General features: G+C 60.5%; 21 protein-coding genes. 6 read left to right on the forward strand and 15 right to left on the reverse strand.

Annotated features, from left to right (window positions below; translation table 11 throughout):
- Nucleotide 1: 1 nt before the first annotated feature.
- The 11 genes from flgH to flgF all read right to left on the reverse strand — a co-directional run bounded on the left by flgH (nucleotide 2) and on the right by flgF (nucleotide 7694).
- A complete protein-coding gene (flgH, locus tag ACQZ5H_RS23300) occupies nucleotides 2-718 on the reverse strand; it encodes a flagellar basal body L-ring protein FlgH (protein WP_112713292.1) in 717 nt (238 codons plus the stop codon).
- Complete coding sequence (locus tag ACQZ5H_RS23305) at nucleotides 715-1257, reverse strand: MotE family protein (RefSeq protein ID WP_112713294.1); 543 nt, start codon at nucleotides 1255-1257, stop codon at nucleotides 715-717. Before ACQZ5H_RS23305 ends, flgH begins: the two co-directional genes overlap by 4 nt.
- Nucleotides 1254-2378 (reverse strand): flagellar basal body P-ring protein FlgI, encoded by a 1125-nt coding sequence (locus tag ACQZ5H_RS23310; RefSeq protein ID WP_112713296.1) that lies wholly within the window; start codon nucleotides 2376-2378, stop codon nucleotides 1254-1256. The genes ACQZ5H_RS23305 and ACQZ5H_RS23310 overlap by 4 nt, the downstream gene beginning before the upstream one ends.
- Complete coding sequence (gene flgA, locus ACQZ5H_RS23315) at nucleotides 2375-2857, reverse strand: flagellar basal body P-ring formation chaperone FlgA (protein WP_112713298.1); 483 nt, start codon at nucleotides 2855-2857, stop codon at nucleotides 2375-2377. Before flgA ends, ACQZ5H_RS23310 begins: the two co-directional genes overlap by 4 nt.
- An 18-nt stretch (nucleotides 2858-2875) precedes the next feature.
- The gene (gene flgG / locus ACQZ5H_RS23320; protein ID WP_199626184.1) at nucleotides 2876-3664 is read right to left on the reverse strand and encodes a flagellar basal-body rod protein FlgG; all 789 of its coding nucleotides are present in this window, start codon (nucleotides 3662-3664) and stop codon (nucleotides 2876-2878) included.
- 18 nt (nucleotides 3665-3682) lie between these two features.
- Nucleotides 3683-4015 (reverse strand): flagellar hook-basal body complex protein FliE, encoded by a 333-nt coding sequence (locus ACQZ5H_RS23325; RefSeq protein ID WP_112713302.1) that lies wholly within the window; start codon nucleotides 4013-4015, stop codon nucleotides 3683-3685.
- Nucleotides 4015-4431, reverse strand: coding sequence for a flagellar basal body rod protein FlgC (flgC, locus tag ACQZ5H_RS23330; protein WP_112713304.1), 417 nt, complete (start codon nucleotides 4429-4431; stop codon nucleotides 4015-4017). Before flgC ends, ACQZ5H_RS23325 begins: the two co-directional genes overlap by 1 nt.
- A gap of 4 nt (nucleotides 4432-4435) precedes the next feature.
- On the reverse strand, nucleotides 4436-4828 hold the full coding sequence (gene flgB, locus ACQZ5H_RS23335; protein ID WP_112713306.1) for a flagellar basal body rod protein FlgB: 393 nt from the start codon (nucleotides 4826-4828) through the stop codon (nucleotides 4436-4438).
- A gap of 165 nt (nucleotides 4829-4993) precedes the next feature.
- A complete protein-coding gene (locus ACQZ5H_RS23340) occupies nucleotides 4994-5545 on the reverse strand; it encodes a flagellar protein (protein WP_112713308.1) in 552 nt (183 codons plus the stop codon).
- Between the two features lie 2 nt (nucleotides 5546-5547).
- Nucleotides 5548-6942 (reverse strand): flagellar protein export ATPase FliI, encoded by a 1395-nt coding sequence (fliI, locus tag ACQZ5H_RS23345; protein ID WP_449099123.1) that lies wholly within the window; start codon nucleotides 6940-6942, stop codon nucleotides 5548-5550.
- Between the two features lie 17 nt (nucleotides 6943-6959).
- Nucleotides 6960-7694 (reverse strand): flagellar basal-body rod protein FlgF, encoded by a 735-nt coding sequence (flgF, locus tag ACQZ5H_RS23350; RefSeq protein ID WP_112714354.1) that lies wholly within the window; start codon nucleotides 7692-7694, stop codon nucleotides 6960-6962.
- A gap of 248 nt (nucleotides 7695-7942) precedes the next feature.
- Here flgF and motA point away from each other — a divergent pair, with 248 nt between their 5' ends.
- From motA to ACQZ5H_RS23380, 6 genes are all read left to right on the forward strand, one after another.
- Nucleotides 7943-8815, forward strand: a complete 873-nt coding sequence (gene motA / locus ACQZ5H_RS23355; protein ID WP_112713312.1) for a flagellar motor stator protein MotA — start codon at nucleotides 7943-7945, stop codon at nucleotides 8813-8815.
- 6 nt (nucleotides 8816-8821) lie between these two features.
- Complete coding sequence (locus ACQZ5H_RS23360) at nucleotides 8822-9763, forward strand: FliM/FliN family flagellar motor switch protein (RefSeq protein WP_449099124.1); 942 nt, start codon at nucleotides 8822-8824, stop codon at nucleotides 9761-9763.
- Between the two features lie 63 nt (nucleotides 9764-9826).
- Nucleotides 9827-10393, forward strand: coding sequence for a flagellar motor switch protein FliN (gene fliN, locus ACQZ5H_RS23365; protein ID WP_112713316.1), 567 nt, complete (start codon nucleotides 9827-9829; stop codon nucleotides 10391-10393).
- Between the two features lie 30 nt (nucleotides 10394-10423).
- Nucleotides 10424-11464 (forward strand): flagellar motor switch protein FliG, encoded by a 1041-nt coding sequence (gene fliG / locus ACQZ5H_RS23370; protein ID WP_112713318.1) that lies wholly within the window; start codon nucleotides 10424-10426, stop codon nucleotides 11462-11464.
- A gap of 129 nt (nucleotides 11465-11593) precedes the next feature.
- Nucleotides 11594-12673 carry a flagellar biosynthesis protein FlhB gene (gene flhB / locus ACQZ5H_RS23375; RefSeq protein WP_112713320.1) on the forward strand — a complete coding sequence of 360 codons (1080 nt, stop codon included), beginning with the start codon at nucleotides 11594-11596 and terminating at the stop codon, nucleotides 12671-12673.
- A 5-nt stretch (nucleotides 12674-12678) separates the two neighbouring features.
- Nucleotides 12679-13122, forward strand: a complete 444-nt coding sequence (locus ACQZ5H_RS23380; RefSeq protein WP_112713322.1) for a hypothetical protein — start codon at nucleotides 12679-12681, stop codon at nucleotides 13120-13122.
- 57 nt (nucleotides 13123-13179) lie between these two features.
- On the opposite strand, the gene visR is transcribed toward ACQZ5H_RS23380, so the two are convergent.
- From visR to cheT, 4 genes are all read right to left on the reverse strand, one after another.
- Nucleotides 13180-13920 carry a transcriptional regulator VisR gene (visR, locus tag ACQZ5H_RS23385; protein WP_112713324.1) on the reverse strand — a complete coding sequence of 247 codons (741 nt, stop codon included), beginning with the start codon at nucleotides 13918-13920 and terminating at the stop codon, nucleotides 13180-13182.
- 10 nt (nucleotides 13921-13930) lie between these two features.
- Entirely contained in the window at nucleotides 13931-14677 is a 747-nt protein-coding gene (gene visN, locus ACQZ5H_RS23390) for a transcriptional regulator VisN (RefSeq protein ID WP_112713326.1), read from the reverse strand.
- 585 nt (nucleotides 14678-15262) lie between these two features.
- Nucleotides 15263-16963, reverse strand: a complete 1701-nt coding sequence (fliF, locus tag ACQZ5H_RS23395) for a flagellar basal-body MS-ring/collar protein FliF (protein ID WP_112713328.1) — start codon at nucleotides 16961-16963, stop codon at nucleotides 15263-15265.
- A 109-nt stretch (nucleotides 16964-17072) separates the two neighbouring features.
- Nucleotides 17073-17462, reverse strand: a complete 390-nt coding sequence (gene cheT / locus ACQZ5H_RS23400; protein ID WP_112713330.1) for a chemotaxis protein CheT — start codon at nucleotides 17460-17462, stop codon at nucleotides 17073-17075.
- Nucleotides 17463-17469: the final 7 nt, after the last annotated feature.

Consider the following 17469-nt stretch of genomic DNA (forward strand, 5'->3'; position numbering starts at 1 on the left):
CTTAGAGCGGTGAGAAGAGATCGACGGCCTGCTGGCCGCGCGGCGGCTGCTGCACTTCCATCAGGCGGCCGCGGCCACCGTAGGAGATGCGGGCTTCGGCGATCTTTTCATACGAGATCTGGTTTTCGGCGTTGACGTCCTGCGGTCGAACGATACCGGCGACGTTCAGGATACGGATTTCCTGGTTGACGCGGACTTCCTGCGAGCCGCTGATGACCAGGTTGCCGTTTTCCAGGATGCCGGTGACCACCGCGGCGACGAGCAGCGTCAGCTTTTCGGAGCGGTCGATCTTGCCCTTGCCGTCGGTGCTCGTGTCAGAGCCGTAGGTCAGGTCGGTCTTGGACTTCGGGTTCCAGCCGAGGATATTGGCCTGAACGTCCCAGTTCATGCCGCTGGAATTGGTGCGGCTACGGCTGGTATCGTTCTCGAACGACGCTTTGTCGTTGATCTGGATGTTGACCGTCAGGATATCGCCGACGTTCAGAGCGCGGGCATCCTTGAAGAGCGCGGCCTGGCTATCGCTCCAGAGCGAATAGCCCTGTGCGACCTGGCGCGGCTGCTTTGGATAAAGCGCCATCTGCGGCGTCTGGCCATAGGCCAGGCCGCTGCCGATCGGGCTCATGGCGGGCGCCCTGCCGATCTCTCTCACGGACTGCGGCGACTGGCAGCCGGCGAGAAGGGCAACGGCGGCGATGGCAGCCGGGAAACGCTTATTCATGAGGGATCCTTCGACGTATTGGGATCGGATGCACTTGCAATGATGTTGGCGATGACGGCTGCCTTTTCAGGATCCATCTCGGCCAGGATCAGGCTCGACTGACGCGCACCGAGCCGCATGATCACGGCCGCCGCGATCCCGGTATTGGCCTTCTCAAGCTGCAGCGCCGCCGCGTCCGGCTTCATGTTCTTGTAGATGTCGGTGAGGCCCGCTTCCGCCTGCTTGAGGAAGTCGTTGCGGCGCTTCAGCCAATCCTGATACTCGGCCTTGCGCTTGTCCATCTCGGCCATGCGCGTATCGATATCGGCCCGGAGCTTTTCCAGATCCTGCTTCTGCAGCAGATAGCGCTGGTCGCGAGCGGGATCGGCAATGTTGGTGCAGAACTGCTTGATCTCGTCCTCGGAGGTGATGTCGCCCTCAGGCTTCGGCGCTTCCTGGGCAAAGGCGCCCGGGATCGTCAGCAGCATGACGGCGGCGGCCGGCAATGCCAGGCGCCGCACGAGTTCCGAGACGGTCATGTCCTTGTTGAGCTTGATCATTGCAGTACGAGCTCCGCCTGCAGAGCGCCTGCAGATTTGATGCCCTGAAGGATGGCGATAATGCCGTCAGGCTTGACGCCAATATTGTTCAGGCCGGCGACGAGCGTCCTGAGATCGGGCCCCTGCAGGATCGCGACACGGCCGCCGGTTTTCTGTGCGGCGATATCCGTCTGCGGCTGGACCGCCGTCTGCCCCTTAGAGAAGGGCAATGGCTGGATGACCTGCGGCGTCTCGGTGACCTGCACGGTCAGCGTTCCGTAGCTGACGGCCACCGGCGAGACGCGGACGTCCGCACCAATGACGATGGTGCCGGTGCGCTCGTTGACGACGACCTTGGCCGGTGTATCGGTCTCGACGATGAGATTTTCGATATCGGCCATCAGGCGCGTGAGATCGGCTTCGCGCGGCTTCTGGACGATGACTTCCTGGGCGTCCTTGGCTTCGGCAACCGGACCGCCGAAACGAGAGGATGCATAGCCGTTGACAACGTCGGCGATGCGCACGGCCGTCGAGAAGTCGGGGTTGCGCAGCTGCAGCACGAGATTGACGGAATCCTTGAAGCGCGAGGGCAGCTCGCGCTCGATGATCGCGCCGCCGGGCACGCGGCCGGCGGTGGTCACACCTTCGGTCACGCTTGCGGCCGCACCCTGCGCCTGGAAGCCCGATACGACGACCGAGCCCTGGGCGACGGCGTAGATCTGGCCATCGGCGCCGGACAGCGAGGTCATGACCAGCGTACCGCCGCGCAGCGACGTGGCGTCGCCGAGCGAGCTGACATTGACGTCGATGCGGCTGCCGGGGCTGGCGAACGGCGGCAGGTTGGCGGTGACCATGACGGCCGCCGTGTTCTTGGCGTTCGATTCACCGCCCTGCGTCGAGATGCCGAGGTTCTGCAGCATGGCGCGCATCGACTGCTCGGTGAAAGGCGAGGCGCGGAAACCGTCACCGCTTCCCTGCAGACCGACGATCAAGCCGTAGCCGATCAGCTGGTTGTCGCGGCCGGCCTGCAGCGAGGCGATGTCCTTGATGCGCGAGGCCATCTGCGCCGAGGCGGGCGTCACGCTTCCCATGCACATGGAAAGAGCCGCAAACGCGGCGATGATGCGAGAGACGATCTTCATTTTGCCGCCACGTGAATGGTGCCGTCAGCGAGGACTGTACCGCTGATGATGACGCCCGAATCCATGTTGCGGGCGCGGATGACCTGACCGGTCGAGCCGTCTTCCAGCGGCGAACCGGCCGCCGAGATGGTCATGTTACCGATGTTGAAGACCAGCCGGATCTGCGAGCCGCGCGTCACCGTATAGGGTTCGCGCAGCGCCGAGACGCTGATCGTGCGGCCTGGAAGCAAGGTGCGCTTCGAAATCATCCCCTGCACCTCGTCGATCGACTTTGCATAGCCGCCGGAGAGGTTCGGGTTGGTGACTTCGACTTCCTGGAGCTGGCCGGCAGCGATGGTTTCGCCGGGATAGATGATCGCGGTCGGAACGACTGCGTAACCCATGCTGGCGTTCGCCGCCGGGGTCACGAGGATCCCGGCATAAGCGATCGCAGCGAATGCCGTCAGAGCGACGGTATTTCTCGCCCGGCGAAACATCATGTTCGGCCCTTTCCTAGATTACTTCAGGTTCTTGCTGACGATGGAGGCCATTTCGTCGGCAGTGGTGATGACCTTCGAGTTCATTTCATAGGCGCGCTGCGCGGAGATCAGGTCGGTGATTTCCTTCACCGGATCGACGTTCGACGATTCCAGGTAGCCCTGCTTCATGTAGCCATAGCCCTGCTCGTCGGGCGTGCCGACGACAGCTTCACCGGATGCCGGCGTCTGCTGGAACAGGTTGTCGCCGATCGGCTGGAGACCGGCTTCGTTGACGAAGTCTGCAAGCGTCAGCTGGCCGAGCGTCGTCGGATCGGTCTGGCCGGCGAGAACGGCGGTCACTTCGCCGGAGCGGCTGATCGTCAGCTGCGTCGAGCCGGTCGGGATGGTGACGCCGGGAACGACGGTATAGCCGTCGGCGGTGACCAGCTGGCCGGTCTCGTTCTTGTTGAAGGCGCCGGCGCGGGAATAGAGCGTCGTGCCGTCGGGCGCCTGAACCTGGAAGAAGCCGCGGCCGACGAGCGCGACGTCGAGGTCGTTGCCGGTCTGGCTGAGTTCGCCCTGGATGTGCAGGTTGCGCACGGCCGAGGTCTGAACGCCGAGACCGATATTCGCGCCTTCCGGCACGATCGCCTGGTTGGCGCGGTTGGCAACGCCCTTGGCGCGCTCGGTCTGGTACAGAAGGTCGGTGAACTCGGCGCGGGCGCGCTTGAAACCGGTGGTGTTGATGTTCGCGATGTTGTTCGCGATGACTTCGAGGTTGGTCTGCTGGGCATCCATGCCCGTGGCCGCAATGGCAAGCGCTCTCATCGGTCCGTCCTTATCCGGTTACATCTGCATCTTGGTGACGTCGAGGAAGGCCGAAACGACCTTGTCACGGATGGCAATTGCGGTTTGCAGCGTCTGTTCCGCCTGCAGCATGGAGTCGACGACCTCGCGGGTCGTCGCGGTGCCCTTGAGGCCGGCGAAGGACATGGATTCCGCGCCTTTTACCGAGTCTATGGCCTGGGTGGCCATGTTGCCCATAACGGAGGCGAAGCTCTGGTCTGCCTTTGCACTTTCGGCCGCCGAAGTGACCGAAGAGGAAGAATTCTCGCCAACGACGCTGCCGAGGCCGCGTGTGGAGGAAAGAGAACCGATGTTCTGTACGTTGCTGATCATTACTGGCTCTTCAGGAGGTCGATGGTGGAGGAGATCAAGTCGCGGGTCTGCTTGATGGTCTGCAGATTGGCGTCATAGGATCGGTTGGCTTCGCGCATGTCGGCCATTTCGACCAGCATGTTGACGTTCGGCAGCTTCACCACGCCGCGCTCATCCGCTGCCGGATTGCTGGGGTCGTATTCAGTGGTGAATTCCGATTCGTCGACGCCGAGCTTCTTGACGTTGACGGTGGTTAAGCCGGCTGCACGGTCAACCTGTTCGCCGAAGGTAACGGTCTTGCGGCGGTAGGGATCGGCACCAGGCGTGTCGCCGGTCGAACGGGCGTTCGCGATGTTTTCCGAGACAATGCGCAGGCGAGTCGATTGAGCCTCAAGCCCCGACCCAGCAATCTTCATGGCTGCTGATAAAGGATCCACGATTTTACTTCCTTACGGTCATCAACATCATTCGATTAAAGGAGCCGACCAGCGAGGTGTTCAGCTCGTATTGGCGCTTGATTTCGCCGGACTTGGAGAGTTCCTCGGCGAGACCGACGGTGTTGCCGGATTCCTGCACGCCGATCTCCTGATCGAGTGCGGCCTCCTTGACGTCGATGTCGCCGCTGGTGCTGAAGTCATTGCCGCTGAAATGCGCAGGATTGGTGCGCGCCATGGCAACATCAGACTTGTCGAGAACCGATTGAAAGGGCGTGATGTCCTTCGCACGGTACTTCGGCGTGTTCGCGTTCGCGATGTTGCCGGCCACAACCTCCTGACGGATCGTCAGCCATTCCGCCTGCCGCGAGGCCAAGTCGAAAAGTTGAATCGGTTGCATGGGAACTCTCCGTTTTTACTGAGACGACCCTAGGGCGGTAATCTTGCGTCAGACTTACGGAGAATTCGGCTTTTGCGGCCTGTTGCCGATCAGGCGCAGCACAAACGGAAAGGCCCCGGAAAACCGGGGCCGTGAAGCATTCCATTCAGCTCGAGAGGCTGACGCTTACTGGTAGATGTCGCCCTTGGAGGTGACGATCACCCATTTGCCGTCGCGCTGCTCGATCGTCGCCAGGCGGCTTTCGTCGGGAAGCACCGAACCGACGCGCACGACATACATGCCCGAGGGGTCTTCGATCAGCGCCCGGCCGTTTGCGACATGCAGGAGCTTGAAGCCGGAGCTCGCCGGGAATGGCTGGTCTTCCGGGACCAGGCCCTTGTCGATTTCCTTGCCGACGCTCGAGACCGTTGCTGTCGTCAGCGGGTCGATCGGCGGTTCCGGCTTGTTCTTGACTTCGTTCTTGTTGACCATCGCCAGCGGCGACACGCTGAAGACATTGCGGGCCGGCCAATCCGGGAGGTCGCGGGTGCGGTCGCCCTGGGCGATATTGAGGCTGAACTTGTCTTCGTTGAAGAAGACGTACCAAGGGAAGATCGCGGCAGCGCCGGCGAGCGCGAGACCGGTCACGGTCAGCACGCGGTCGAGCATCATCGACTTGCGCTTCTCATCGGATTTCAGCGGAGCAATGCGCTCGTCGTCGTCTTCAAACCCGGTCACGACTAACCTCTTTTGGGTGCAGGCTGGTTGGGCGGGGCTGCCCCAGCCTTGAGCGCAGCCGCGAGATCAGCAAAGGCATCTGCCGACGCCGATTCGCCCGGCGACTGTTTCAAAACATCGTAAATAATTGGTACCTGCTTGACCGCCATGTCCAAATCCGGGTCAGCACCCGGGCGGTAACCGCCGATCAGGCGAAGGTCGCGCGTCTCTTCAAAACGGTGGATCAGCGACTTCAGGCGCGAGACCAGCTTCTCCTGATCCGGCGTCCAGGCCTTGCGGGCGAGACGCGAGATCGAGGCCAGCGGATCGATCGGCGGATAGCGCCCCTCTTCCGCCAGGCTGCGCTGCAGAACGAGGTGGCCGTCGAGAATCCCGCGGGTAGAGTCGGCGATCGGGTCGTTGTGATTGTCGCCATCGACGAGGATCGAGATGATCGCGGTGATCGTGCCCGTGCCTTCGGGGCCGGGACCGGCGCGCTCAAGAAGACGCGGCAATTCGGTGAAGACCGAGGCCGGATAGCCGCGGGCGATCGGCGGCTCGCCGGACGCCGTAGCGACTTCGCGGATCGCATGGGCGAAGCGGGTGACGCTGTCGACGATGAGCAGGACGTTCTGGCCCTGGTCGCGGAAATATTCGGCGATCGTCACCGCCGTCAGCGGCGCCATCTTGCGCAGCATCGGGCTTTCATCGCTGGTGGCGACGACGGCGATCGACTTTTTCATGTTTTCACCGAGCGTATCCTCGATGAATTCGCGCACTTCACGGCCGCGTTCGCCGACCAGCGCAATCACCACCTTGTCGAAGGCATCGGCCATGGCGAGCATCGACAAGAGCGTCGACTTGCCGACGCCGGAGCCGGCGAAGATGCCGAGGCGCTGGCCGTGGCAGAGCGGCGAGAAGATATCGACGGCGCGAACGCCGGTCTTGAAGCCCTTGTCGACGCGGCGGCGCGTCATCGACGGCGGGGCGGTATTGGAGATCGAGCGACGGTCGAGACCTTCGACAACCGGGCCGAGACCATCGATCGGCTCGCAGAGCGAGTTGATCGTGCGGCCGCACCAGCTTTCGGAGGGCGAAATGCGGAAGGCGCCCTTGCGGATGACCGTGTCGTGGATGCCGATCGGCTCACCGGGCTCGATGGGGCAGACATAGGCGAGATCTGGCTCGACGCGAACGACTTCGCCGAGATGGATACCGGTTGCCGACTTGTGGGCGACGAATTCGCCGAGGCGGACATGCCGGGAAAGGCCTGTCACGGTGTAGTGGCCCGCCGCGATCGTCTGCACATGGCCGCCATGGGCGACGGAGAATTCCGGCTTGCTGTAGCGGTCGACGAGCGATGCGAGGTGGCCAAGCTTCGGCGAAAGCGCGCCATCGGTGAGCGGTGTCTGGCTCATGTCTCAGACCCTTCCGCTTAGCGGCTGCCGCCCAGCGTTTTGATCGCTTCGCCGAAGGAGTTTTCGCTATCGGTCGTCAGCGAGGCGATGCTTTCGAAGGCGCGGTTGACTTCGATCAGCTGGGTGATTTCGCGCATGGCGTTGACGTTGGAGTTTTCGAGATAGCCCTGCTCGACGCCGATATTGAAGCGGTCGGTGACGGTGCGCGGCGTTTCCGTGGTCATGACGCCGCTGTTTTCGTAGCGGAGATAGCCCTTGGAGATATCGGCTTCGAAGAGGCCGATGGAGCCGACCTGGCGGCCGCCCTGATAGATATTGCCGTCAGCGCCGACCTTCGGCTCGCCGCCTGCCGTATTGAGGATGATCGGCGCGCCGCCGGCGTCGAGGACCGGATAGCCGCGAACCGACACGAGCTCGCCCGTATCCTTCATCGTGAAGCGGCCGTCCTTTGTCAGGACCTGACCGGCCGGGGTATCGAGCGAGAACCAGGCGTCGCCCTTAATCGCGAAATCCAGCATGTTGCCGGTGTGCTGCAGTTCGCCCGTCTCGTTGGAGAGATAGTCGTTGCCCTGCGAAACGAAGGCGACCTTGGCGTTCAGCTTGTTGTCGGTATTGCTGAGGATCTGGTTGAACTTCACTTCCGTGCCGCGGAAGCCCGTCGTGTTCACGTTTGCCATGTTGTCCGCGATGGTCGTCAAACGCTTTTCAAGTGCCATCTGTGACGACAGAGAAACATAAAGACCGGACTGCATCGGGGTAAGCTCCTGGCATTGGCGATGAACGGGACGAAAGCCGGGTTCCTTGTCGTTCGACGACGGCTTCCGCTGAGGCGGCATCTCAGAAACGGGCGAGATTCGCCCATTCGTCATCTCCAATCTGACGGCAATTCCTTGTGCGAAGCTGGCACGCAGAAAACCGGTTTCTGCGGCCTGCCGTCAGCCTGACGCAAGCCAGCAACCCTATCCCTTCCGGTGAAAATAACGATCAGGTGTGACTGACGATGAATATCATTATCGGATTTGTGATTACGCTCGGCTGCATCATCGGCAGCTTCATGGCCATGGGTGGCCATCTCGAGGCACTATTTCAGCCGTTCGAGCTCGTTATCATCGGCGGCGCCGGTCTCGGCAGCTTCATCATGGGTAACCCGATGAAGGTGGTGAAGGACTCGGGCAAGGCGCTCGGCGAAGCCTTCAAGCACACCGTTCCGAAGGAGCGCAACTATCTCGACACGCTCGGCGTTCTGTATTCGCTGATGCGCGACCTGCGCACGAAGTCGCGCAACGAGATCGAAGCGCATATCGACAATCCGGCCGAATCCTCGATTTTCCAGACCGCTCCGACGGTTCTGAAGAACAAGGAGCTGACGGCCTTCATCTGCGACTACGTTCGCCTGATCATCATCGGCAATGCCCGCTCCCACGAGATCGAGGCGCTGATGGACGAAGAAATCAACACCATCCTGCACGACAAGCTGAAGCCCTACCACGCCATCCAGACCATGGGTGACGCCTTCCCGGCTATTGGTATCGTCGCGGCCGTTCTTGGCGTTATCAAGGCCATGGCGCACATCAACGACTCGCCGGAAGTCCTCGGTCACCTGATCGGCTCGGCTCTCGTTGGCACCTTCCTCGGTATTCTTCTCTCTTACTGCGTCTGCTCGCCGATCTGCTCGCAGATCAAGATCGTTCGCTCGAAGCAGCACCGCCTCTACGTCATCGTGAAGCAGACGCTGCTGGCCTACATGAACGGCTCGGTACCGCAGGTTGCTCTCGAATACGGCCGCAAGACGATCTCCGCTTACGAGCGTCCGTCGATCGACGCGGTCGAACAGGAAATGATGAACCCGGGTGGCGAGAACAAGGCGGCCTAAGCGACCATGAACAACGTTGCACTAGAGAATCCGGCAATGAATGCCGCACTGCTGGCCAAACTTACTGGCCGTCTCGGCGACAAGGCTACAATCGAAAAACTCTGCGCCGCATTCGCGGACGTCTACATCGAATTCATGCCGGACATGTTCAAGAGCGAGACCGGCCTCGACGTGACGATCGCCTATCTCGGCTGCGATTCCGGATACAAGAACGACCTGATTGCCGATCTCGGCGCCAACTCGACGCTGGTCGATGCGACGCTGCGCAACTGGTCCCAGGATATCACGCTTGCCTGCGGCAACGGCTTCGTCATCACGCTGATGGAAAGCCTGCTTGGTGCGGCGCCCGAAACGATCGAACCGCCGGCCGACCGCCTGCTTTCGGCGATCGAGCTCGAACTTGCGGTCATGGTGTTCGACAAGATTGCCGGCGTGCTGCGCTCTGCGGTCAACGCGCCTGGTGGCTTCGAGCCTGCAATCGAACTGCCGCATGCGCTGGAAAACCGCCCGAAGCCTGCCGACGACAAGGCGGATGAATTTGGCGCGGCGATCAACATGTCGATCACGCTTGCCGGCATCACCTCGGAATTCTCGCTGATCGTGCTGCAGCAGGCCCTGCTGAAGACGCAGATTTCGGCGCCGAAGGCAAAGAGCCAGGCCTCGAAGTCGGCCGCCTGGACGGAGCAGATCAGCGAGCAGGTTCGCCGCTCGCAGGTGACGCTCGAAGCCAAGATCCGGCTGCAGGACCTGACGCTGCGCACAATCTCCAAGCTTGCCGCCGGCGATGTCATTCCTTTCCGCGATTCCGGCGATGTCCGGGTCGAGGTCAGCGCCAACAGCAAGGAATTGTATGTGTGCGAGTTTGGGCGTTCCGGCGAGAATTACACGGTCCGGGTCAAGGATACGATGAGCTCGGACGACGAGCTGATCCGCCACTTAATGAATTAATCGGTTCCCGCCATTTCGCTGCCACGGCAGCTTGAGGCAAGTTTCAACTGGAATAGTGATTTCATGGCTACGAAGAAAACACAGCAGAACGACGATCTGTCATTGGAGCTTCCGGGCAACGAGGCTGACCTCGATCAGGCGATCGATGATCTTCGCGGTGTCCTGAAGCAGGATTCCGAAGGCGGTCTCCCGGAATTCGGCGGCGACGCCGATGCATTCAGCACCGGCACCGACCTTTCGACCTTCGGCGACTTCGGTGGTGACGACGATGCCGGTGCGGCCTTTGGCGGCGGTGACTTCGGCGGCAGCTCGGATTTCGGTGATACCGGTTTCCAGGCAGGCTCCGGCGAACCTGCTCCGCTCGGCAGCGCGCTGTCTTCGAATTTCGAACTGATCATGGACATTCCGATCGACGTCCAGATCATGCTCGGCAGCAGCCGCATGCAGGTTTCCGGCCTGATGAACCTCAACGAGGGCGCCACGATCGCGCTCGACAAGAGGATCGGCGAGCCGGTAGATATCATGGTGAATGGCCGCAAGATTGCACGCGGCGAAATCACCGTTCTGGAAAATGACGACACGCGTTTCGGCGTAAAACTGATAGAAGTTTTAAGTACCAAAAAAGCCTGATCCCGGTTTTAGGGACGGAGAGGTTAGACCATGATGGACTTTGACGATTTCAGCGGCGCTATTGCCGGGAAACCGTTGACCCAGGCTGAAAAGGCAGCGGCTGTACTCCTCGCTATGGGGAAGGGAGTCGCTGGCCGGCTGTTGAAATATTTTACGCAGGCTGAGTTGCAGACGATCATCTCTTCGGCACAGGCCCTTCGTGCTATTCCGCCGGATGAATTGCTTGGCCTCGTCGCTGAATTTGAAGACCTGTTTACCGAAGGCGCTGGCCTTATGGACAACGCCAAGGCCATCGAGAGCATTCTCGAGGAAGGCCTGACGCCTGACGAAGTCGATAGCCTGCTCGGCCGCCGTACGGCCTTCCAGGCCTATGAGACGTCGATCTGGGATCGCCTTGGTGAAGGCGACCCGGCCTTCATCGGCAAGTTCCTGCTGCGCGAACATCCGCAGACCATCGCCTACATCCTGTCCATGATGCCGTCGTCCTTCGGCGCCAAGGTGCTGATGCAGCTGCCCGACAGCCGCCGTGCCGACATCATGAACCGTACGGTCAACCTGAAGTCCGTCAGCCCGAAGGCGGCGCAGATCATCGAGAAGCAGGTCATGACGCTGCTTGCCGAGATCGATGCCGAGAAGAATTCGAGCGGCTCGAACAAGGTCGCCGAGCTGATGAACGAGATGGACAAGCCGCAGGTCGATACGCTGCTCACCTCGCTCGAATCGATCAGCCGCGAAGCGGTCAACAAGGTTCGTCCGAAGATCTTCCTCTTCGAAGACCTGCTCCTCATGCCGCAGCGCAGCCGCGTCATGTTGCTCAACGACATTTCGGCAGACATTCTCACGATGGCGCTGCGTGGCGCCTCTGCCGAAATTCGCGAATCGGTTCTCGCTTCGATCAGCCCGCGTCAGCGCCGCATGATCGAATCGGATCTGCAGAGCGGTACGACGGGTATCAACCCGCGCGAGATCGCTATTGCCCGCCGCGCCGTCGCTCAGGAAGCGATTCGCCTGGCAAATTCGGGCCAGATCCAGCTCAAGGAGACCGAGGGCGAGCCAGCGGCGGCGGCATAAGCCACCGCAGCTGTTGACAATTATCTCCTCCCGGCGCCGCGCGGTTGATCGCCATGCGCCGGGAGACTACCCTTTCCCTGTCGGGCCGCGCTCTGTCGCGGCCTTTTCCGTTCAGGGAGTGCCGTTCACTTGGCTGATGAAGACAAGGACAGCAAAACAGAAGACCCGACAGGCAAAAAACTGTCGGATGCCGCCGAGAAAGGTAATACCCCCTTCTCGCGAGAGGTGCCGATCTTTGCCACGGTTCTCGCCACCTACGTCTATCTGACCTTCTACCTGCCCGACGGTATCAGCACCGTCAGCGAGCAGCTGCGCGACATTTTCGAGCAGCCGGACCAATGGAAGATCGAGACCGGCCCGGATGCCATGTCTCTCTTCGTGCATCTCGGTTGGGTCAGCGCGGTATTGCTGACGCCCGCCATGCTGCTGTTCATGTGTTTCGGGCTGATCGCCTCGCTCAGCCAGAACCTTCCAAGCGTCGTCTTGGAGCGTATCCGACCGCAATTTTCGCGGCTGTCGCCGGCCAAGGGTTTCGCGCGCATGTTCAGCGTGCCCGGCCTGATCGAATTCGGCAAATCGCTGTTCAAGGTCGTCGTCGTCGGCCTCATCATGTTCTTCGTGCTGAAGAGCGAATATTTCAGCTCGATCGATTCGATGTTCTCCGACCCGCAGACCTTCTTCGAGCGGGCGATGACGATCATGCGCAAGATCGTGCTGATCGTGCTGTTTGCCACCGCATTCGTCGCGATCGCCGACTTCTTCTGGACCCGCCATCACTGGTTCAGCGAACTGAAGATGACGCGCCACGAAGTGAAGGAAGAAAACAAGCAGTCGCAGGGTGACCCCTTCGTCAAGGGCCGCCAGCGCTCGCTGATGCGCGACCGCGCCCGCCGCCGCATGATCGCCAATGTCGAGCGCGCAACGCTGGTCATCGCCAACCCGACGCACTTTGCCGTGGCACTGCGCTACGTGCGCGAGGAAAACGACGCGCCGATCGTCATTGCCAAGGGCCAGGACCTCATTGCGTTGAAAATCAGAGAGATAGCCGAGAAGCAAGGAATCCCCGTTTTCGAAGATCCGCCGCTTGCACGCTCCATGTTTGCGCAAGTCTCGATAGATAGTGTCATCCCGTCAGTCTTCTACAAGGCCGTCGCGGAGCTCATCCACCGGGTGTACGCCGCACAAGCCAAGAACAAGCGGGTCAGATAAACAGCATGAAGAAGTGCCCCTACTCCTCGCAGCGTGAAAGAATTCTAGCTGAGGCGATCAGCCCGGTTGCGACGGAGCTTCGGCTTCTGGACGCATCCGACCTGATTTCGCTGCTGCGATTCGAGTATTACGGCAATCTCGCCGATCTGGTGGCTTCCGCTGCCGAGCTTTTCTTCCATCCGGGCACCGTCAATTTCGGCCTGGGCGGCAATTATACGCTGGAATGGGGTGGCAAGCCGGAAGTGGTGCTCGACCTCGAGATCAAGCCGCGCGGCGTCACCGTCTATGCGCAGCTGACGCTCGCCGAAGATGTCGCCGGCATCGAGATCAATCACATCGCTTTCCAGGATCCGTCTGCAGATCCGGACGAGAACACCGCTTTCCTCGAGAATGCGCTGCGCGAAGCACGTTACAACGTGCGCCCGTCCTACCCGGCCTTCGCCGGCTGATCATTTTCGAAATTCAGTGCTGAAGCCCGGCTGGTTCTCCCGCCGGGCTTTCTGCTCTCAGCTGATGTAGCCGAGGCGGATCGCCTTGGCGATCGCCTGGATGCGGTTGACCGAATCCAGCTTGATGGTCGCCGAGCCGAGATAGGCATTGACCGTGTGAACCGAGAGGCCAAGCTTGTCGGCGATCTCTTCGCTGATACGGCCGTCGCCGGCGAGCTGCAGGCAGGCGATCTCGCGCTCGCTGAGCGCTTCCGATGCGGCCGCGCGGCGCTCGTCGAGGGAGAGCAGGTCCATCATGATATGGCTGCTGCGGCCGTGGAGCTCGATGATCGTATCGCTGCCGGGTTCCATATAATCGCCGGTGAAGACGACATAGCCGTTGCCGTTGGCGCCGAGGCGCACCGGGAAGGCCATGCCCGAGAACGGCAGCACGCCGTCCTTCAGACGCGTCAGGAAGGGTGCAAATGCTGCGGGGCCAGGAGCGGCCCTGTCGTGGCCTCCAGCCCATGTCAGCGGTAACAGAGACTTGTCGATATGTTCGAGCAGGAACTCGCCGTAGGCGTCGACGAAGGCCTTTGCGGCGTTGCTGGACGGTCCCCAATTCTCGAGCTCGCAAACGAGGCGCTGCTTGGCCGGAACGCCGGAGCCGCTGACCCGGAAGACACCGAAATTCTGCGCGTCAGCCAGCTTCTGCATGGCGACGAGGCGCGGGAAAAGATCGGAGCGGCTGGAAACCCTGCTGACCCTCATCGACCGTATGTCGGTATTTCCCATCGTTCTGGTTGACGGCTGCCCCATGTAACCCCTCTCAGACCAGACTGTTCCTGACCGCAAATGCAATCGCTTCAGACCGCGTCTTGGTAGCAGTCTTACGCATCACGCTTGTGATGTAGTTGTTGATTGTGTTGCGCGAGATGCCGAGGATCATGGCGATCTCGTCGCTGGTCTTGCCCTCGGCAATCCAGAACAGGCACTCGAGCTCGCGCTCGGTCAGTTCGAAGTCGCGGTCGGCCTTGGTGCCGCCGCAGCGCAGGAAGCTGGCGAAATAGCCGGCCAGCAGACCGACGTCGCGCAGGCGCTCCGGAGAAAGAATGAAGCCGTCGTCGAAGAGGAACATCAGCGACAGGCGCGAACGGCCGACGTTGAAGGACAGCGTGCAATACTGGCGGCTGGCGCCATCCGGCACATCGGCATTGTCGGGCAGCAGCGAGAAGCTTGGCTGGAAGAGCTGCATGCACTTCTCAAGCTCGGTCGTGCGCGAATAACCGCTGACGAGCGCACCGGCCAGATCCTTGACCAGATCGAACGGCCAGTCGGAGGAAACGATGAAATCGAGGCCATCTTCCTGAACCAGGTCGGAACGGGCGAGCAGGTAATGGGAGGCGCCGACGTAATCTGTCAGGGTGCGCATCGCAGGTTGCAAACGGCCGGTATCCGCGATCTCTCCGAGCTGCTTGATCAACTCGTCCCGCGAACACAGACTAGACGCCTGAAGGCCAATAAAATTCGCCGTTTGATTTTCGCCCTTAAGCGACTGCAATATATGCATATCCATAGGCAGCGTCCTGCGGCTCAAAACCAATCTTTGCAAAAGCACTAACTGCGCAGGTTCAACTCCGGCCCGCGGCAACCCTTACACGAATCACCAAAGCCTAGGCGAAGCGCTCCAAATCGCCATCTCCGAGTTCTGGGGATTTACTGTTGCCGCATTCCGTGCGCTGATTCGCACGCAGAGGTCGCTCGATTAATTTCTAGTAAAGCTAAATTGATTCTCTCTGTTCCGCAACACAATTCACGCCATGCGCGAGGCAAGAACAGTCAATATTGCATCAGCATATCTAATGTATATCGCCAAGTGTCGATATTGATCAGCAATATTACGATGATTAGCCGAAAATGTACTTAATGAACAACTAGATAATCGTTTAAGCAATTCCTGTGTATTTCCCTTTTTCGTTCAATCGAGAGTATATGTTTCGCCTGGGGATTAAGGCCATTTTGCCACAATCGGACAAAATGCGTTTTCTTTGTGCCAGCTAATCATTCCCCCAAAAAAGGTCAGTCAAGTTGACGGATCGCCGGACCGCTCCAGCGGCCTGTTACAGGCAAAGAAAAAGGCCGGTTGCCCGGCCTTTGTTCGTTACGCGGCGTGATCGACCGCCCATTTTCTGAGGATTTTCGCAGCGCGCTCCTCGTTGATTTCGACCATTCGAGACAGCTTGCGTTCCGGGCCTTCCTTGACGCGGCGATTGAAGTTGCCGTCGTCGTCGCCGAGGCTGAGAAGGTCCTCGGTGCTGTCGAAGCCGAAGTCCGAGCCGAAGCCGTCCATGAGCGCTCCGCCTGCCCCGCCGCCTGCTGCTGCCGGAGCGAAGTCGGGCAGTTCGAGGCCGGCCGATTCCGACGAGCTGTCGCCGAGGATGCCTGCGCCGGCACCGCCGCCACCGATCGAACGGACCAGAGGACGCATGCCCATCCAGACCACGATGAAGGCGACACCCAGGAAGGCGAGCGAGTTGATGATGGTCGCAAGGTTGCGGCTCAGCATGTCGAGAACGCGGGGACCGCTGGTGGTATCGTCGAGCAGCTGGTTCTCGAGGAAGTCCATGGCGGTGACCGTCACGACGTCGCCGCGGCTGGCGTCGATGCCGGCGGCCGAGGAGACGATGCTCTTCATCTCGGCAAGGTAGGCGTCGATCTTGGCCTGGTCTGCGGGCTCGCCGACCATCTTGGCGATACGGCCCTTGTTGACGACAACGGCGATGGAGAGCTTTTCCATCTTGTAGCTGTTGCGCGTCGTGGCCGTCGTCTTGCTGTTGATTTCGTAGTTGGTCTGCTCTTCCTTCTTATCGGACTTGTCTTCCGACTGAGGACCGGCAGCGCCACCAGCTTCAGGAGCGGCCTGGGGAACGTTCTGCTCGACGGTCGTGGCGTTGTCAGACTGCTTCTGCGACGACTGGTTGGCTTCCTTGGTCGTGCGAACCGAACGCTCGACCTTGGATTCCGGATCGTAGGTGGTTTCCTGGATCTGCTGAGCGTCGGTGTTGAGGCTCGCCGTCACGCTGGAGCGGAAGTTATCCATACCGAGGAAGGGTGCGAGAGCCTTGTCGATATTGGATTCAACTTCCTGCTGGACGTTCTGCACGATGCCGAGAGAACGATTAAGCGTGTTGTTGCCGGCTTCGTCGCCGGAAGCGAGCAGCTGGCCGGTCGAATCGAGAATCGTGACGTCATCGACATCGAGCCCCGGCACAGCCGAGGCGACCAGGTGGCGGATGGAGCTTGCAGCGCTTCGCCCCGTGGCGGCGCTCGCTCTGATCATGACCGATGCCGTCGGCTTCTGCTCTGCTTTGCGGAAGTTGCCGACTTCGGGCATGACGATGTGAACGCGGGCGGCATTGATGCCCGAGATCGACTGGATGGTGCGACCGATTTCACCTTCAAGCGCGCGAACGCGAGTGACTTCCTGCATGAACGACGTCAGGCCGAGGGAGCCGACCTTGTCGAAAAGCTCGTAACCGGCATTGGCGCTGTTCGGCAGGCCGCGTTCTGCAAGAAGCAGACGGGCCTTGCCGGTCATGCCAGCCGGTACGGTGATGCTGGAACCGTCGGTACCAACCTCGAATGCCATATTGTTTTCGGCAAGTGCCATGCTGATCTGGTTGAGATCAGGGCTGTCGAGGCCGACGTAAAGGGTTTCCTGGGCAGGCTTATTAACAAAAAGGGCCGCAGCCAAAACAATTGCTATTGAAAGAACACCCACACCCGCAAGCGCCAGCAGGCGGGTCCGGCCTAGCGAACCGAGGTTCTTCATGACCTGAACTAATTGATTTAACAGATTCATTCTGTTCTCGCACGATCCGTCAAAGACAAAACAGGCTTATTGCCTCATTCCTTGATAGAGACCGAAACTTGTGCGAGCGTTTCGTCAGGGCATGCTTGAAAAGCAGGGATCAGAAAAAGTCGAAGTCGCCTGCTGCCTTGCTGAGAGGCTGGGAATGACCATGCCGCGTGGCACCGCCAAGGGCCTTCTGCATTTCTGCAAGCTTGACCAGACTCAGGGCCGTTGCGACGTCGACGGTCCAGTTCTGCGGGATTTCGCCGGTGATCGTATCGATGAATTCGGCGAGGCCGCGGGTCTTCTGGACGGCAAGGTCGATGCCCTGCATGACCTTCATGCTGTCGGGCGCATTGAGGATATCGGCACCGCCGATTTCGAGAAGCTGGGGTTCGATGCGTTCGATCAGGTAGGCAACGTCATGCAGCTCGGAAACGATGCGCATCAGGAGGTCGGGCAGAGCCTCCAACGGCGAGGGCGGTTCGATGGGGGCATTAAAAGTCATATAAAAA

It is taken from the genome of Rhizobium sp. 21-4511-3d (assembly GCF_053522545.1).

Excerpts from the sequence above, each read along its gene's own strand:
- flgH (WP_112713292.1), bottom strand. The coding sequence starts at position 718 with ATGAATAAGCGTTTCCCGGCTGCCATCGCCGCCGTTGCCCTTCTCGCC.
- ACQZ5H_RS23305 (WP_112713294.1), bottom strand. The coding sequence starts at position 1,257 with ATGATCAAGCTCAACAAGGACATGACCGTCTCGGAACTCGTGCGGCGC.
- ACQZ5H_RS23310 (WP_112713296.1), bottom strand. The coding sequence starts at position 2,378 with ATGAAGATCGTCTCTCGCATCATCGCCGCGTTTGCGGCTCTTTCCATG.
- flgA (WP_112713298.1), bottom strand. The coding sequence starts at position 2,857 with ATGATGTTTCGCCGGGCGAGAAATACCGTCGCTCTGACGGCATTCGCT.
- flgG (WP_199626184.1), bottom strand. The coding sequence starts at position 3,664 with ATGAGAGCGCTTGCCATTGCGGCCACGGGCATGGATGCCCAGCAGACC.
- ACQZ5H_RS23325 (WP_112713302.1), bottom strand. The coding sequence starts at position 4,015 with ATGATCAGCAACGTACAGAACATCGGTTCTCTTTCCTCCACACGCGGC.
- flgB (WP_112713306.1), bottom strand. The coding sequence starts at position 4,828 with ATGCAACCGATTCAACTTTTCGACTTGGCCTCGCGGCAGGCGGAATGG.
- fliI (WP_449099123.1), bottom strand. The coding sequence starts at position 6,942 with ATGAGCCAGACACCGCTCACCGATGGCGCGCTTTCGCCGAAGCTTGGC.
- flgF (WP_112714354.1), bottom strand. The coding sequence starts at position 7,694 with ATGCAGTCCGGTCTTTATGTTTCTCTGTCGTCACAGATGGCACTTGAA.
- motA (WP_112713312.1), top strand. The coding sequence starts at position 7,943 with ATGAATATCATTATCGGATTTGTGATTACGCTCGGCTGCATCATCGGC.
- ACQZ5H_RS23360 (WP_449099124.1), top strand. The coding sequence starts at position 8,822 with ATGAACAACGTTGCACTAGAGAATCCGGCAATGAATGCCGCACTGCTG.
- fliN (WP_112713316.1), top strand. The coding sequence starts at position 9,827 with ATGGCTACGAAGAAAACACAGCAGAACGACGATCTGTCATTGGAGCTT.
- fliG (WP_112713318.1), top strand. The coding sequence starts at position 10,424 with ATGATGGACTTTGACGATTTCAGCGGCGCTATTGCCGGGAAACCGTTG.
- ACQZ5H_RS23380 (WP_112713322.1), top strand. The coding sequence starts at position 12,679 with ATGAAGAAGTGCCCCTACTCCTCGCAGCGTGAAAGAATTCTAGCTGAG.
- visR (WP_112713324.1), bottom strand. The coding sequence starts at position 13,920 with ATGGGGCAGCCGTCAACCAGAACGATGGGAAATACCGACATACGGTCG.
- visN (WP_112713326.1), bottom strand. The coding sequence starts at position 14,677 with ATGGATATGCATATATTGCAGTCGCTTAAGGGCGAAAATCAAACGGCG.
- fliF (WP_112713328.1), bottom strand. The coding sequence starts at position 16,963 with ATGAATCTGTTAAATCAATTAGTTCAGGTCATGAAGAACCTCGGTTCG.
- cheT (WP_112713330.1), bottom strand. The coding sequence starts at position 17,462 with ATGACTTTTAATGCCCCCATCGAACCGCCCTCGCCGTTGGAGGCTCTG.